Source organism: Helicobacter pylori, assembly GCF_001653455.1.
GTDB classification, from domain to species: domain Bacteria; phylum Campylobacterota; class Campylobacteria; order Campylobacterales; family Helicobacteraceae; genus Helicobacter; species Helicobacter pylori_A.
In genome coordinates, this window is the sequence record NZ_CP011486.1 from 1099474 (window position 1) to 1115348 (window position 15875).

Annotated in this window: 13 protein-coding genes; 4 read left to right on the plus strand and 9 right to left on the minus strand. The window is 39.9% G+C overall.

The genetic code is table 11. The annotated features are described in order from the left end of the window. Positions 1 to 545: 545 nt before the first annotated feature. From AA977_RS07965 to valS, 9 genes are all read right to left on the minus strand, one after another. Positions 546 to 689 (minus strand): hypothetical protein, encoded by a 144-nt coding sequence (locus tag AA977_RS07965; protein WP_172795995.1) that lies wholly within the window; start codon positions 687 to 689, stop codon positions 546 to 548. Between the two features lie 72 nt (positions 690 to 761). After that, positions 762 to 1553, minus strand: coding sequence for an NYN domain-containing protein (locus tag AA977_RS05200; RefSeq protein WP_064435212.1), 792 nt, complete (start codon positions 1551 to 1553; stop codon positions 762 to 764). 564 nt (positions 1554 to 2117) lie between these two features. Beyond that, positions 2118 to 2474, minus strand: coding sequence for a 50S ribosomal protein L19 (gene rplS / locus AA977_RS05205; RefSeq protein ID WP_000797712.1), 357 nt, complete (start codon positions 2472 to 2474; stop codon positions 2118 to 2120). Positions 2475 to 2495: 21 nt separating this feature from the next. Beyond that, on the minus strand, positions 2496 to 3185 hold the full coding sequence (gene trmD, locus AA977_RS05210) for a tRNA (guanosine(37)-N1)-methyltransferase TrmD (RefSeq protein WP_064434838.1): 690 nt from the start codon (positions 3183 to 3185) through the stop codon (positions 2496 to 2498). Further along, complete coding sequence (gene rimM, locus AA977_RS05215) at positions 3186 to 3728, minus strand: ribosome maturation factor RimM (protein ID WP_064435213.1); 543 nt, start codon at positions 3726 to 3728, stop codon at positions 3186 to 3188. Between the two features lie 8 nt (positions 3729 to 3736). Further along, positions 3737 to 4090: a KH domain-containing protein gene (locus AA977_RS05220; RefSeq protein ID WP_020972762.1), complete on the minus strand. Its 354-nt coding sequence runs from the start codon at positions 4088 to 4090 to the stop codon at positions 3737 to 3739. 15 nt (positions 4091 to 4105) lie between these two features. Next, entirely contained in the window at positions 4106 to 4336 is a 231-nt protein-coding gene (rpsP, locus tag AA977_RS05225) for a 30S ribosomal protein S16 (RefSeq protein WP_000216137.1), read from the minus strand. Between the two features lie 69 nt (positions 4337 to 4405). Continuing rightward, positions 4406 to 5752: a signal recognition particle protein gene (gene ffh / locus AA977_RS05230; protein WP_064434839.1), complete on the minus strand. Its 1347-nt coding sequence runs from the start codon at positions 5750 to 5752 to the stop codon at positions 4406 to 4408. Between the two features lie 14 nt (positions 5753 to 5766). After that, positions 5767 to 8385: a valine--tRNA ligase gene (gene valS / locus AA977_RS05235; RefSeq protein WP_064434840.1), complete on the minus strand. Its 2619-nt coding sequence runs from the start codon at positions 8383 to 8385 to the stop codon at positions 5767 to 5769. Between the two features lie 124 nt (positions 8386 to 8509). Here valS and fliW point away from each other — a divergent pair, with 124 nt between their 5' ends. The 4 genes from fliW to hopL all read left to right on the plus strand — a co-directional run bounded on the left by fliW (position 8510) and on the right by hopL (position 15875). Continuing rightward, complete coding sequence (gene fliW / locus AA977_RS05240) at positions 8510 to 8917, plus strand: flagellar assembly protein FliW (protein WP_020972764.1); 408 nt, start codon at positions 8510 to 8512, stop codon at positions 8915 to 8917. Positions 8918 to 8926: 9 nt separating this feature from the next. Then, positions 8927 to 9988: an undecaprenyldiphospho-muramoylpentapeptide beta-N-acetylglucosaminyltransferase gene (gene murG, locus AA977_RS05245; RefSeq protein WP_064434841.1), complete on the plus strand. Its 1062-nt coding sequence runs from the start codon at positions 8927 to 8929 to the stop codon at positions 9986 to 9988. Positions 9989 to 10095: 107 nt separating this feature from the next. Next, positions 10096 to 12186, plus strand: coding sequence for a Hop family outer membrane protein HopI (gene hopI / locus AA977_RS05250; RefSeq protein WP_064434842.1), 2091 nt, complete (start codon positions 10096 to 10098; stop codon positions 12184 to 12186). 23 nt (positions 12187 to 12209) lie between these two features. Continuing rightward, positions 12210 to 15875: a Hop family outer membrane protein HopL gene (hopL, locus tag AA977_RS05255; protein ID WP_064434843.1), complete on the plus strand. Its 3666-nt coding sequence runs from the start codon at positions 12210 to 12212 to the stop codon at positions 15873 to 15875.

Sequence of the window (15875 nt, forward strand, 5' to 3'; positions counted from 1 at the left end):
AAAACAACCACCTTATCCACCAACCACCCCAAACAAAACCAAAACTTTAAAAACATTAAGGAACAACAAACACAAAGTAAGAAGCAAGAATTAAAAAACAAGCAAGAAGTAGGAAGTAAGAAAAACTACAACAAGCAACAACAAAACCATCAAAACTAAAAACCTAAATAATAAGATAAATACAAGGAATAAGAAAAAATTTAAAAGCAAGAAACCAAACCGGTAACTAACAATGAAAACACAAAATTAAAACTTTAAAAACATTAAACAAGCAAGATTAAAAAAACTAAAACTCAAATAAAACAAATCCAAAAGAAATTAAAACCCAAATTCTTGAGTGCTTAAAGCTTTAGGGATATAGGGAATTAAAGAATAAAACAACCACCTTATCCACCAACCACTCCAAACAAAACAAAAACCCAAACACAAGAAAAAATAAGACTTAAAAACTTTAAACAAAAGCAAGCAAGATTAAAAAAACAAACAACCAAAACTAAAATAAGATTAAAAGCGGCTAAAAGTTTTTGACTAAGTAGGTTAAAATTTTAAAACAATTGGGTTTTGAAAAATTTCAATACCGCCACCACCGCCACCGCCAAAACATGCATGCATTCTCCATAAAACCTAAGCGCTAATTTGCCTCCGTTTTCAAAAATCGCTCCATAATAAAGAGCAAAAAGTGAAACCATGGATTAGAAAAATACGCCTAAGCTAACCCTTTTAAATTGGGTGCTTTTTGTCCCCTTGGTGGGAAAAGCGCATTAGTTCTTCTTAGAGAGTTGGTCTTTAAACGGGTTGTTAAAAGGTTCGTTGGAGTGATAGTTCTTTTTCTTGGGGGTGTGCTGACTTTTTGGCAGCTTGGCTACAATTTCAGCAACACTACGCTCTCTCACATCGCAAGACTTCTTCAAGTCTGAAGGGACAAGAGTGGGGCTTTCTTTAATGTTGGCGATGAAGACTTTGAAGTCTTTATCATCAGCGGTTTTTATCACAGGCACAAAATCGGTATCCTTACTGAACAGCAAAATACACCCTGGTAATTTGGTGTAGCATAGCTTGGTAATATCGTGTGCCAACAGCACATCAACTTGTTTTTGACGAAACTCTAAGCGCGGTCGGGAAGTTTTGGCTTCCACGCCACAGACTCTTTCGTCTTCAAACACATATTCAAACCTAACCATTACCCGCCCGACTCGTAATTTCACTTGATTTTGTTGGGCGATTTCGTTATTGAAGGTTTGGCGCTTGCTTGAATTGCGCAATTTTTTCTCATATTCTTGGGGAAACTGCGTTTTAAAATTCTCTAAGTTTTTCTTGTCTTTGCCGGTGATTCTGGGATCGTTTTCTGTGAAAGGTTCAGACACATAAAAGTAGATCCGGGTCAATTCCTCTTCAGACTCTAAAAACGAACGGATTAGCACTAAGAGCTGCTCATGGTTGTTGTAATCAAAATGAGACGGTATAAAATCCATATTAGGGAGTCTTTGGATTGCCACTAAGTCGGATAATAGATTTTCCCAATCCACAAAAATCGTGGTTTCTGTTTTTTCCATGTTTTTCCTAAAATATGAATTTTGCCACAATAAGCGCTTCTCATTAAAAATAAGTGTAGCATGGTAATCCAAACAAGCGCCTTGTTTTTAAAAAAAATAAAGGTTCTGTTCTCATCAAATACAGACACTCAAAGCCTTAATTAATTTCTTTCATTTTTTAAAAACTTTGCTTTATAATTGAGAATAAAGGGGGATATTTTGCACTTTAATCTTCCCTCAAATCCTTAAAACCCCCTAACTTGATCGCTTTTTCAAGGAGTTATTATCCAACTTGCGTCAAGCTTTTTGCATTTTGATGGTAAAAAACGCTTTTGATCTTTTTAAAATGTGACAACCAACGATCCACTAAAAACAGAGCCAAAAATTCAGTTTAACAGATAGCAAGCCAGAAAAGAAATGATAAAACCCTACCTTGAGAATGCTGAAACCTCAAGGAAAGCTTTAAAAGTTTGGTAGTAGGACTTAAAAGAAAAACTATTCTTAAAAAGGATTAAAAACCTATTCTAACCCTTAAAAACTAGAAATGTTTTTCTAGTCAATCTTTTAAAAAAGAGCCTTAAAAAATTAATGGCGGATTTCTTTAATCCTTGCTGCCTTACCTCTCCTATCGCGCAAATAGTAGAGCTTCGCGCGGCGTACCCTACCCACGCGCAACACTTCAACGCTCGCCAAACTTTCGCTATAAAAAGGGAAAATTTTCTCCACGCCGATGTTGTTAGCCCCCATTTTGCGCACGCAAAAAGTCTTATCCACGCCATTGCCTCTAATTGCAATGCACACGCCTTCAAAATACTGCGTTCGTGTTTTTTCGCCTTCTTTAATGGTAATACCCAATCTTAAAGTATCGCCAGCTTTAAATTGCGGCATGGTCTTATCTTTTAATTGAGCGTCTTCAAATTGCTGAATATAGCGGTTTTTCATGTGTTTTCCTTAATGTCAATTTCATGATTTGTGTTGCTTGAATAAATCAAGGCGGTAAAATTTTGTCCTTAATTTTGACAAATCAAATTTTAGTTGCTTGATTTTAGCATGATTTCCTTTAGAATATTCTAAAGGTGCAGGGATTTTATTGATTTCTTTGGATTTAAAAACAGCGTTAGCGAAATTAGGGGCTTCCAAATATTCATTTTCAAAGCTCTCATTTTCTAAAGATTGGGCGTTACCTAAAACCCCTTGAATGTGGCGAGCGATGCTATCTATCAAGCACAACGCCCCAAGCTCGCCCCCTGTCAAAATAAAATCGCCTATACAAAAAACCTCATCAGCACTCAATTCAATAGAGCGTTCATCAAAGCCCTCATAACGACCGCACACCAAAACGACATGCTTTTTTTGAGCCAAACGCATCGCATCTATTTGTTTGAAAGGCTTGCCCACCGCGCTTAAAAAAATCGTGTGTTTAGGGTTTTTGATAGATTGGAGCGCATTTTCTATCATCTCAGGGTCTAAAATTTGCCCTGCACCCCCACCAATGAGCGTGTGATCCGCTTTTTGATATTTATTGGCGCTAAAATCCCTAAGGTTTAACACCTCTAATGCAAAAAGATTTTTTTCTAACGCTCTTTTTAAAATGGAATCTTGAAAATAAGGCCATACGAGTTGCGGAAAAAGGGTTAAAACGCTGAATTTCACTCAACTATTCTCTAAAAGCGTTTTAGCGTTGTTGGTGGTAATTTTTTTATCTTGCAAAAGGATTTCTTTAACATAAAAATCCCTGTAAGGGATTAAAAAAATCTTAGCCAAACCTTTTTCAACCAAGCTCGGCGTGGTTTCAACCATGAAATAATCTGTGTGAGAAATCCTTTGGATCTCTATAATTTTACCTAAAATCTCGTTTTCTTCCACCACGCTAAGCCCTATTAAATCGCAATAAAAAAACTCCCCTTCTTTTAAAACGCAGAGTTTTTTACTCTCTGTTTCGCTCATAAAAAGCCCTAAATTAGTCAGCTCTCTAGCCCTTTCAGGCGTGTGGATAGTTTCTAAAAATAACAAGTTTTTGGCATGTTCATAAGAATGGATCACATAGTCTTTAAACGAAGCGTGAGAGAAAGCATTTATCGGAGCGACGCTCACCTTAACCCCTTTTTTTAAGCACTCCGGAAAATCGCTCTCTAAATGAAGCTTTAAGCCCCCATTAAGCCCCACGCTTTTACCAATTCTACCCACTAAAAGCATGGAAAAATTCAAGGCGTTTTATCGCCTAAAACATGGGGATTTTTATCGCTATTTTTATCGTTATTAGCAAAAACAACAATTTTATAAGAAAACCCGTCTTTGGCTTTCACGCCTGAAACAAACGCCTTAATCGCGCTCACCATCTTGCCCTCTTTACCAATCACATGCCCCATGTCTGATGGGTGGGTATAGATCGTGATTTGCTTGATTTTATCTTCTAAAAGCGTGTACTCTACGCTCAAAGCTTGCGGGAAAGACACAACCTTTTTCAAATATTTCTCTAAAAAAGTCGCCACGCAATGCGAATAGTCCTTACATTCATCTTGAGAAAAAGGCGTGTCCAAAGAATCCAATTCGTGCATTTAGCCCGTAAAACCTTAAGCTTTTTGAGAAAGTTTTTCCACTCTCTCGCTCATTTTAGCCCCCACGCCTTTCCAATAATTCAAGCGCTCTTTATCAATCTTAATATCTTTAGGCTCGCTTAAGGGATTGTAATACCCAATGGATTCAATCCAACCCCCATCTCTTCTTTTCCTAGAATCGGTTACCACCACTCTGTAAAAAGGCTTTTTCTTTCTGCCAACACGAGTGAGTCTAATGACTGTCATAAAAATCTCCTAAAATATTCATATTAAATTTGGGATTATACAACAAAAGCACCCAAAAAATGCTTAAATTTAACGCATTTTAGGGGGTGTTTGATTTTTAGCCTGACTCATTAAATTCATCAAATCGCTAATGCCCTTTTTATTGGTTAAGCGTTTGGCCATTTTGCTCGCTTGATCAAAGCGTTTGATGATGCGATTGATTTCAGACACTTCTAAACCGCTCCCTAATGCGATCCTTTTTCTTCGGCTGCCGTTTAAAATCTCGGGGTTTTCTTGCTCTTTTTTGGTCATGGAATTGACCATGGCCTTGATTTTTTTCACTTCCAAAGAATTTTCTAAATCCGTGTCTTTTAAGGCGCTTGCCATATTCCCTAAACCTGGAATCATAGAAATTAGAGAACTCATAGAGCCTAATTTTTTCACCTTTTCAATTTGGTTTAAAAAATCGTTGAAAGTGAATTGCCCTTTTTTGAGCTTTTTGCTTAAATCTTTGGCTTCATTAGGGTTTAAAACGCTGGCGGTTTTTTCAGCGAGCGAGATAATATCTCCAGCCCCCATCAAACGCCCCACAATCCTTTCAGGCACAAACATGTCTAAATCAGGGATTTTTTCCCCGCTCCCAATAAAACGCAAGGGTAAGCCCAATTGATAAGTGATGCCTAAAGCGATACCCCCTTTAGAATCGCTATCAAATTTGCTTAACACCACCCCGCTCACGCCTATTTCTTCATTAAAGGTGTTCGCGCTTTTGACCCCATCTTGCCCGCTCAACGCGTCTGCGACATACAGCACTTCATGGGGGTTTAAGATTGCTTTAACTTCTTTTAATTCTTTCATAAGCTCTTTATCAATCGCTAAACGCCCTGCGCTATCCACGATCAACACATCAAATTGCGCTTCTTTGGCTCTTTTTAAAGCGTTATTAGCGATTTCTTGCACGCTTTTATTTTCTTCATGAAAGACTTCCACGCCCACTTGTTCGCCCAAAACCTTTAATTGCTCCACCGCCGCTAAGCGTTGCAAATCGCATGCACATAAAAGCACTTTTTTATTTTTGGTTTTTAAATAGTGGGCGAGTTTAGCGGTGGTGGTTGTCTTCCCGCTCCCTTGCAAACCTGCCATTAACACCACGGTTGGGGGCGTTTGAGCGAAAGTAAAACCACTGCTCCCTTTAGCGCTTAAAATTTCTAACAGACTCTTTTCTAAAGCGTCTAAAAATTGTTGCTTGCCAATGCCATTCGCTTTAGTTTGCGTTTCCACTTTTTTTAACAATTCTCTAGCGACCTTATGATGCACATCGTTTTTTAAAAGCGTTTTTTTCAATTCATCTAACGCCCTGTCTAACGCCTTTTCATCATCTTGAAAGCGGATTTTATTGAGCGCGTTTTTAAACCCATCGCTTAATGCTTGAAACATGTTCTATCCTTTGATTATGGTTGTTCTAATAAGTCCAATTCTTGCTGGATTTTACTCTCTTTTTCTAAAAGCGTTTTTAAATTCTCTTGCGCTTTTTCTAGCACGCTTTTAGGAGCGTTTTTGACAAAATTTTCATTGTGCAAATTGAGTTTTAGTTTTTCTTTTTCCAGTTTTTCTAACTGCTTTTTTAGGCGCATAACCAAGGGGCTAATGTCAAGATTTTCTAAATTCGCATAAGTTTGGCAAAATTCCCCCACATCGCTTGCGCTTTTTAAAGGCTTAGAAGCGGTCATACTGACTTTTTCTAATTTCGCTAATTTTTGAGCGTAAGTTTGCAAACGCTCTGTGTTTTCTATGGCTTCTCTCAATCCCACGCTCGCTTCTTTTAAAACAATCGGTGGGGTTTCTAGCATGATCTTTAAACGCCTTAAAGACACAATGCTATCCTTAATCACTTCAAATTCATGCTCTAATTTTTCATCTCGCACCATTTCTTTAGGGTAAGGCATCACCATAATAGAGCGTGCATTTTCTAGCTCTGTGTTGCTGAGCTTGTGGTATAAAGACTCGCTAATAAAGGGCATGAAAGGGTGCAAGAGTTTTAAAGCCTCTTTTAACACGCTCCCCAATTCGTCTATCGCTTCATTTTCCACTTTAGAAAATTCAATGAACCAATCGCAAAATTCCCCCCACAAAAAGCGGTATAGTAAAGTCGTCGCATCGTTAAAACGATAATTATCCAAAGCGTTGCGCACCTCTTTAGTTGCTAAATTTAAGCGCGATTTCGCATAACGCCCTAAAGGCGTTTGGTATTCACTCAAGCGCTCTTTGTCTTTAAAAGATTCTTGTTTGAGTTTCAAATAACTCACTGCGTTAAAAAGCTTGTTAGCGAAATTCTTGTTGTTTTCTAAATGCGTGGTAGAAAGCTTAATGTCTCTGCCTGTGGCGCACAAATTGGCTAAAGTGAAACGCAAACTATCCGCGCCGTATTTTTCTATCACCTCTAAAGGATCTATCGCATTGCCTTTAGATTTGCTCATTTTTTCGCCCTTTTCGTCCCTAACCAAGGCGTGCAAGTAAATGTCTTTAAAAGGCAATTCGCCCAAAAGCGACTCGCTGCAAAAAAGCATTCTAGCCACCCAAAAAAAGAGGATGTCAAACCCGGTAATGAGCGTGGTGTTCGGGTAGAAATCTTTCAAATCGTTTTCATTAAACAAATCGCTTTTTTCTTGCCCCCACCCTAGCGTGGAAAACGCCCACAGCCCTGAACTAAACCAAGTGTCTAGCACATCTTTATCTTGCTCTAGTTTTTCACTCTTGCAAGTAGGGCAATTTAAGGGGGTATCTAGGCTTGCGAATTGGTGGTTATTTTCGCAAGTAAACACCGGTATTTGATGCCCCCAAAACAATTGCCTGCTGATGCACCAAGGGCGTAATTCCCTCATCCAAGCGTTATAATTATTGATCCAATTAGGGGGGTAGAATTGCGCTAAACCTTGTTGGATTTTTTCAATGGAATTTTGAGCGATTTCAGGCTTCACAAACCATTGCTTAGACACATAAGGCTCTACCACATTATGGCAACGATAGCAATGCCCCACTTGATGCACATGCTCTTCTATCTTTTCTAATAAGGCGTTTTCTTTTAATTTTTCTACGACCTTGTCTCTGGCTTCTAAACGCTCCAAATTTTCAAACTCCCCGCAATGCGCGTTTAAAATCCCCTTTTCATCAAAGATTTTAATCATTTCCAAATGGTGGCGTTTCCCCACTTCATAATCGTTAAAATCATGCCCAGGGGTTACTTTCACACACCCTGTGCCAAACTCCATTTCCACCTGCAAATCAGCGATGATAGGGATTGTGCGATTGATTAAAGGCAAGATCACTTTTTGCCCCACTAAATGCTGGTATCTTTCATCATTAGGATTGACCATCAGCGCGCTATCGCCAAACAAAGTTTCAGGACGCGTGGTAGCCACCACCAAATAATCTTTTTGATTTTCCAAATAATATCTAATATAATACAACGCCCCCTTACGCTCTTCATACTCCACTTCAATATCGCTCAACGCCCCGTCTTTCGTGCACCAATTCACCATGTAATGGTCTTGAACGATCAAGCCTTGCTCATACCATTTTAAAAACGCCAATTTAACCGCTCTTTGCAAGCCCTTATCCATCGTGAAACGAGTCCTAGAAAAAGCCGCGCTCACGCCTAAATGCTTCATTTGCTCTAAAATCGCTCCCCCGCTTTTTTCTTTCCACTCCCACACTTTTTGAATAAACTCTTCGCGCCCTAAATCTTCTTTTTTAATCCCTTGACTTAAAAGTTGCTTTTCTACAACATTTTGCGTAGCAATCCCAGCGTGATCCAACCCTGGCTGATACAAAGTCTTATACCCGTCCATGCGTTTATAACGCGCTAAAATGTCTTGCAAGCTTAAAGTCAAAGCATGCCCAATATGCAAGACACCGGTCACATTAGGAGGAGGCATCATCAAGCAAAATCGTTTGCCTTTTTCTTGGATTTCTTCATTGCCATCAATTTCAAAATACCCCCTATGAGAGCAAATTTCATAAATCTTTTTTTCTATCTCTTGGGGTTGGTAAGTGGTGGGTTCTTGTTTCATTATTATTTTTATCCTAAAATAAAACGATCCTTAATTTTGGAACGCCTTTTGCTTTTACGCTTTTAATTGTTGCGTATTTTTTTAAAATTATACAACAAAGCATTAAATTAAAAAGGATAGTCTAGTGAATTACTTTTTAAAAGCCCCCATTTTAGGATTTGAGCATATCAGCGAAGTGCGTTTGGAAAAGATTGACTCCCTCTTTAGCCGGTTAGTCAGTCAAACAAACTCCCCCATGGCGTTGGATATGGTCTTAGTGAATCCTTATTGTTTGAGAGAATATAGTTTTGTGATACCCAAATACATAGAATTACTGCTAGAATTAGATTCTCATTCTAAAGTAGAGGTGTATTGTGTGGTCGTGTTGCAAAAAAATTTAGAAGATTCTATGGTTAATTTCTTAGCCCCGTTAGTGTTTAATTCCAAAAATGGCTTTGGCGCTCAAGTGGCGCTTTCTATGATGGATTATCCGGATTTTGGCTTTAGAGATCCTTTAAAAAGCTTTGTGATTAAAGAAAAAGAACGAGCTTAAGGTTTAAGCATGAAAGTCGCTCTTACAGGGGGAGGCACAGGCGGACATCTCTCTATCGCTAAAGCCTTAGCCATAGAATTAGAAAAACAAGGCATAGAAGCGATTTATCTAGGCTCAACTTACGGGCAGGATAAAGAATGGTTTGAAAATAGCCCCCTGTTTAGTGAACGCTATTTTTTCAACACGCAAGGCGTGGTCAATAAAAGCTTTTTTAAAAAAATAGGCTCTTTGTTCTTGCAAGCTAAAGCCACTTTCAAAGCCAAAGAAATTTTAAAAAAACACCAGATCACGCACACCATTAGCGTGGGGGGGTTTAGTGCGGGGCCTGCGAGTTTTGCAAGCTTACTCAATAAAATACCCCTTTATATCCATGAGCAAAATGCGATCAAAGGCTCTCTCAATCGCTACCTTTCCCCTAAAGCTAAAGCCGTGTTTTCAAGCTATGCGTTTAAAGATAAGGGTAATCATGTTGTAACCTCCTATCCCGTGCAAAATGTTTTTTTTGATCACGCTAGGACTCGCACTGAAATCAAGCATATTTTATTTTTAGGCGGTTCGCAAGGGGCAAGAGCGATCAATGAATTTGCACTGCTTAACGCTCCTAAACTCACCAAACAAGGGATTAAAATCACGCATATTTGCGGATCAAACTCTTATGAAAGAATGCGTATCTACTACCAAGAATTAGGGCTATTAGATAAGATAGCGCTCTTTGCATTCCATAATAATATTATAGAAGTCATGCAAAAAGCGGATTTGTGCGTGAGCAGAGCGGGTGCGAGCAGCGTGTGGGAATTGTGCGCTAATGGCTTACCCACGATTTTTATCCCTTATCCTTTTGCGAGCAACAACCACCAATACTACAATGTCTTAGAATTTGAAAAAGAAAACCTGTGCTATATTGTGCCTCAAAACGAACTATTGCCCAGAAAACTCTTTGAAGTCATTAGAAAACTCAACCAAAAAGACGATCAAGACAAGAAAAACCTAACCCTTATCAGCGACAAATTGCAACAAAAAATCGCCAAAGATGGCGCCAAAACCATTATTGAAAAGATTTTAAGCGCTTAAAACAGCCCATTTTAATCAATAATTAAGCGACTAATCACTAAACTAAATGATAAATAAAATAAAACTAGGATAACTCAAATCTTTTAAAAACAAAAAAGGATAACCCTTTGCAAAACTTTATCTTTAATAAAAAATGGCTTATCTCTTCTAGCCTACTCCCCTTATTTTTTCTTAACCCTTTAGCGGCAGAAGATGATGGGTTTTTTATGGGGGTGAGTTATCAAACTTCTTTAGCCGTTCAAAGGGTGGATAACTCAGGACTTAAAGCCAGTCAAGACGCATCCACTTATATCCGCCAAAACGCTATCGCTCTAGAATCTGCGGCGGTGCCTTTAGCCTATTATTTAGAAGCGATGGGCCAACAAACGAGAGTTTTAATGCAAATGCTCTGCCCTGATCCTTCCAAAAGATGTTTGCTTTATGCGGGGGGTTATCAACCAAACGCCCAAAATGGCGATACAGGCAACAACCCCCCCAGAGGCAATGTCAATGCTACTTTTGATATGCAATCTTTAGTCAATAATTTAGACAAACTCACCCAACTCATCGGCGAGACTTTAATCCGTAACCCTGAAAATCTTGCTAACACCAAAGTTTTTAATGTCAAATTTGGCAATCAAAGCACCGTTATTGCTTTACCTGAAGGTTTAGCCACTGTCATGGACGCTTTAAACAATGACATTACCACCGCTTTAACCACGCTTTGGTATAACCAAACTCTAACGAATAAATCTTTTAATAGCAATGGTTCAGTGAATTTTAGCCCTGAAGTGTTGCAACACCTTTTGCAAGACGGCTTAGCCACCGCAAATAATGGTCAAAACATCTGCAGCAGCCAAAACCAATGCACCGCTACTAACGAAGCCAAATCCATCGCCCAAAACGCCCAAAACATCTTCCAAGCTTTGATGCAAGCAGGGATTTTAGGGGGCTTAGCGAATGAAAAGCAATTTGGCTTCACTTACAACAAAGCCCCTAATGGCAGCGATTCCCAACAAGGCTATCAAAGTTTTAGCGGTCCGGGCTATTACACCAAAAACGGCAATAACGGCAACCAAGCCCCCTTAAAAACCTTGCCCGCTGGAGCGACGGTAGGATCAGGCAATGGCCAATACACCTACCACCCTAGCTCTGCAGTCTATTATTTAGCTGATAGCATCATCGCTAATGGCATCACCGCTTCTATGATTTTTTCAGGCATGCAAGTTTTTGCCAACAAGGCCGCTAAACTCACAGGCACTTCAGATTATAAGCAAATGCAAGACGCTATCAACTATGGGGAAAGCTTGCTCAATAACACCCAAGCGTATGGGAATTTCATCACCAATTGGGTCGCTCCCTACTTGGATTTGAACAACAAGGGTTTGAATTTTTTACCTAGCTATGGAGGGAAAGTTAATAACAATAATTCAACCCCACAAAATAGTTTAACCCCACAACAAGCCCAACAAGAACAAAAAGTGATCATAAACCAACTAGAGCAAGCCACAAACGCCCCAACCACCGCGCAAATTGACAAGATCTTAGCCAACCCCTATTCCCCCACAGCAAAAACTTTAATGGCTTATGGGCTTTATCGCTCTAAAGAGGTGATTGGTGGGGTGATTAATGAAATGCAAACTAAAGTGAATCAAGTTTATCAAATGGGCTTTGCTAGGAATTTCTTAGAGCATAATTCTAATTCTAACAACATGAACGGCTTTGGCGTGAAAATGGGCTATAAGCAATTCTTTGGCAAAAAGCGCATGTTTGGGCTTAGGTATTATGGCTTTTATGATTTTGGTTACGCGCAATTTGGCTCAAACCCCTCTTTAGTGAAAGCCACGCTCTCTAGCTATGGTGCAGGCACGGACTTCCTTTATAATGTTTTCACCCGAAAAAGGGGGACTGAAGCGATAGATATAGGTTTTTTTGCCGGCATTCAATTTGCAGGGCAAACCTGGAAAACGAATTTTTTAGATCAAGTGGATGGCAACCACCTCAAGCCTAAAGACACTTCTTTCCAACTCCTTTTTGATCTAGGTATAAGGACTAATTTTTCCAAGATCGCCAAGCAAAGAAGGTCTCGTTTTTCTCAAGGGGTGGAATTTGGCCTTAAAATACCGGTACTTTATCACACCTATTACCAATCAGAAGGCGTTACAGCGAAGTATAGAAGAGCTTTTAGTTTTTATGTGGGCTACAACATAGGTTTTTAATTGAATACAATAAGGGAAAATAGATGATAAAAAAAGCTAAAAAACTCATACCGCTCCTTTTAATCAGCTCCCTCTTAGCTGAAGATAATGGCTGGTATATGTCTGTAGGCTATCAAATCGGTGGCACGCAGCAATTTATCAATAACAAACAACTCTTAGAAAATGAAAGCATCATCAATAGCGTTACTCAAAGCGCGATTAATGTTGCAGGCCCTACCACCGGTTTGATTACTTTAAGCTCTCAAAGCGTCATTGACGCCTTAGGCTATGGGGTGAGCAATACCGTAGGCAACCAACTAGAAGGCATTTCTAATATCTTAAACCAAATTGGCAAAAGAAAAGATTTTTATTCTAGCCGTCAAATCTCTAACATTTCCCAACAAATCATAGGGCTTAAAGGAAGCTCTGACCCCTTAAAAGCCCACTCTTCACAAATCACAGCCAAACTCCTTTCCAACACTCAAGGCGCTTTTAACGAAGGCATTGCACTAAGCTCTAGCATCATTAGCTCTGTGAATAGCCTTAATCCTAGCAATAACACCCAAGAAGTCAAAGCCCAGCTCCAAAACACCGCGCAATCCATGACAGAATTGTTGCAAGAAATTGAAAACAGCATCACTAAAACCACGACCACCACTTATGTGCAATCCTTAATCACCAACCTAACCAGTGCAGTGAACGCTTCCAGCGACAATACCGCTTATGTGAGCGCTCTTATCAACGCTCTAACCACTTTAGGGGTAGGATATTTCCCCACCACGACCACAACGCATGTGGTGTTAAACCCGCCAGGACAAGTCGTGTTCTATCCAACCAATTCCATTTTAGGCTCTACTTCTTCAAACAGCAACAACCAACAACAATACAACAACACCCTTTTAATGAACACTTTACAAGGGACATTGAGTAATAGTGCAAACGGATCCCAAAATAACGGTTGCACTAGCCAAGTCCAATGTTTAGAACAATTTATCCAAGAATTAGCCCCTTTAGCCGCAACCCCCACTTCAAACAACCAAGCTAACCAGCAAGTCCAAGCCATTGCCCAAAAACTCCAAAGCGTCGCTATCAACACTTTAGACAACAATGCGATCAATAACACCACTTACAATTTAAACAATTTGCACAACGCCTTGAATTTTCAAGCCTATGAAAGCACGATAGAACAATACAACAACGCTTTAAAACAAATTAATTGGATCAGTTTTAGTGAGCCTAAAAACCTGCTCAAAAACACTTCTAATAATTACCAAATTGGCACCGTTACCAACGCTCAAGGGCAAAATATCAGCGCGTATGATTGCATGACTGCCACCGGAAGTCTTTCTAGCAATGCTTCTAACGGGATTTCATGCTCAGCAACAAGCTCCACAAGTAACGCAAATAGCTTTGACAATTCTTTAGTCGCTACCTCCAAAGTCCAAACCATTAATGGCAAAGAGCAAATCGGCGTGAATTCTTTCAACCTTGTTTCTCAAGTGTGGAGCGTTTATAACTCTTTAAAAACTTCAGAACAAAATTTGCAAAACAACGCCAAAATATTATGCAACAATGGGACGCAATCCGGGACAAGCTCATGCAATAATACCAGCTCTTCTAGTGGTTTGAGTCTCAGCGGGAACTCCCAATTGCAAAATATTTTAAGCTCTAATGGGACTAGTGCTAGCACTCAAACTAAAAGCAACGCTTCTAAACTAAAAGCGATGGTGGTTGTGAACAATGAAGAAGAAACTAAAACGACTAACTTAGCTCAAAGCAGTGGGGCAACCACACAATCCCCTAACAGCACGGTAATGGGGGCTTTAAACACCGTGTTGCAAAATGTCAGCAATTTCCAACAAAGCGTTCAAAGCGCTTTTCAAAACCAAGACAATAATATCCAAGCTTGGGCGAATGCGATTTACAACACTACCGGGAATCAATCGCAAGATATGACCACTAATAACCAAGATTTACGCATCCAATTAAGGGCGAATTTCTACCAGCTCATCAATACGATTAACCAGCAAGTGCCTACAGACATGAACGCTTTAATCGCTCAAAGCCAGCAAAACCAACAAACAAGTGGTGCAACAACCAATAACAGCACATGCGCGAATGGAACGAATGGAAACGCTAACTGGTGCTATCAGCAATGGTCCGATTCTAAGGCTTATTACAGCGGGTTGCAAAGCGCTTTAGGGTATCAAACACAAGCAACAACTCAAAGCGGGAGCAACGGTGGGAACAGCATCACCTACAATGTCCAACAAATCACGCTCACTAGCGGTGGGTTGCTCAATCAAATCATCACAAATCTTAAGGGCGTTAATGGGGGCAATGGTGCGAGTGGTGGAAGCAGTGGAAATGGCACTAATCAAATCACTACAGCTTATCAAATGCTCACAGACGCCAGCGATGGGAAATTAGGGACTTATACTAATAACGCTTATCAAACATGCACGAATGGAACGAATAAGAGCAATTGTTATGAACCCAACAAACAACAAAGCGCCACAGCAACTACCGCAACCACAACCGACAGCAGCTTGCAAAAAGTCTATAGCGACGCTCAAAAAATAGCCAACATCATCGCCAGTTCAGGGAATAACAAGGGCGTTGAAAACGGCTTAAAACAATTCTTTGAAGCGCTAAAAAGCAATAGCAACAGCCTCAGCAGTTTGTGCGGTAATGGTAGCGGTGGTAATAGTGGCAGTTGCTCCGGTGGGCTTATCAACCTTTTAGGGGCAATCCCAACGAACGGGGTGAGCGATACGAATAATTTAATTAATTTGCTCACCGAATTTATTAAAACCGCCGGGTTTATCCAAAATAATGACAATAACGCTAGTAATGAGAGCCTTAAAAGCGCTTTTCAAGCCATTACGAGCGCCGTTTCTCAAGGGTTTCAAGCCTTACAAAACGACATTAGCCCTAATGCGATTTTAACCTTGCTTCAAGAAATCACTTCTAACACGACCACCATTCAGTCATTCTCTCAAACCTTACGGCAGCTTTTAGGGGATAAAACCTTCTTTATGGTGCAACAAAAACTCATTGATGCGATGATTAACGCCAGGAATCAGGTTCAAAACGCGCAAAATCAAGCCAATAGCTACGGCGCTCAACCCATTTTAAGCCAGTATGCACCCGCTAAAAGCACCCAACATGGCATGAGTAATGGCTTAGGGGTTGGCATAGGCTATAAATACTTCTTTGGTAAGGCTAGGAAATTGGGTCTTAGGCATTATTTTTTCTTTGATTACGGCTTTAGTGAGATCGGCGTGGCTAATCAAAGCGTGAAAGCGAATATCTTTGCTTATGGGGTAGGCACGGATTTTTTATGGAATTTATTCAGGAGGACTTACAACACGAAAGCGTTGAATTTTGGGCTATTTGCTGGGGTCCAACTAGGCGGCACGACATGGCTTAGCTCTTTAAAGCAACAAATCATTGACAATTGGGGGAACGCTAATGACATCCATTCAACGAATTTTCAAGTGATGCTGAATTTTGGGGTGCGCACCAACTTTGCGGAGTTTAAGCGTTTTGCTCAAAAATTCCACAATCAAGGGGTTATCAGCCAAAAGAGCGTGGAATTTGGGATTAAAGTGCCTCTCATCAATCAAGCGTATTTGAGCAGCGCTGGGGCTGATGTGAGCTACAGAAGGCTTTATACCTTTTATATCAATTACATCATGGGGTTTTAA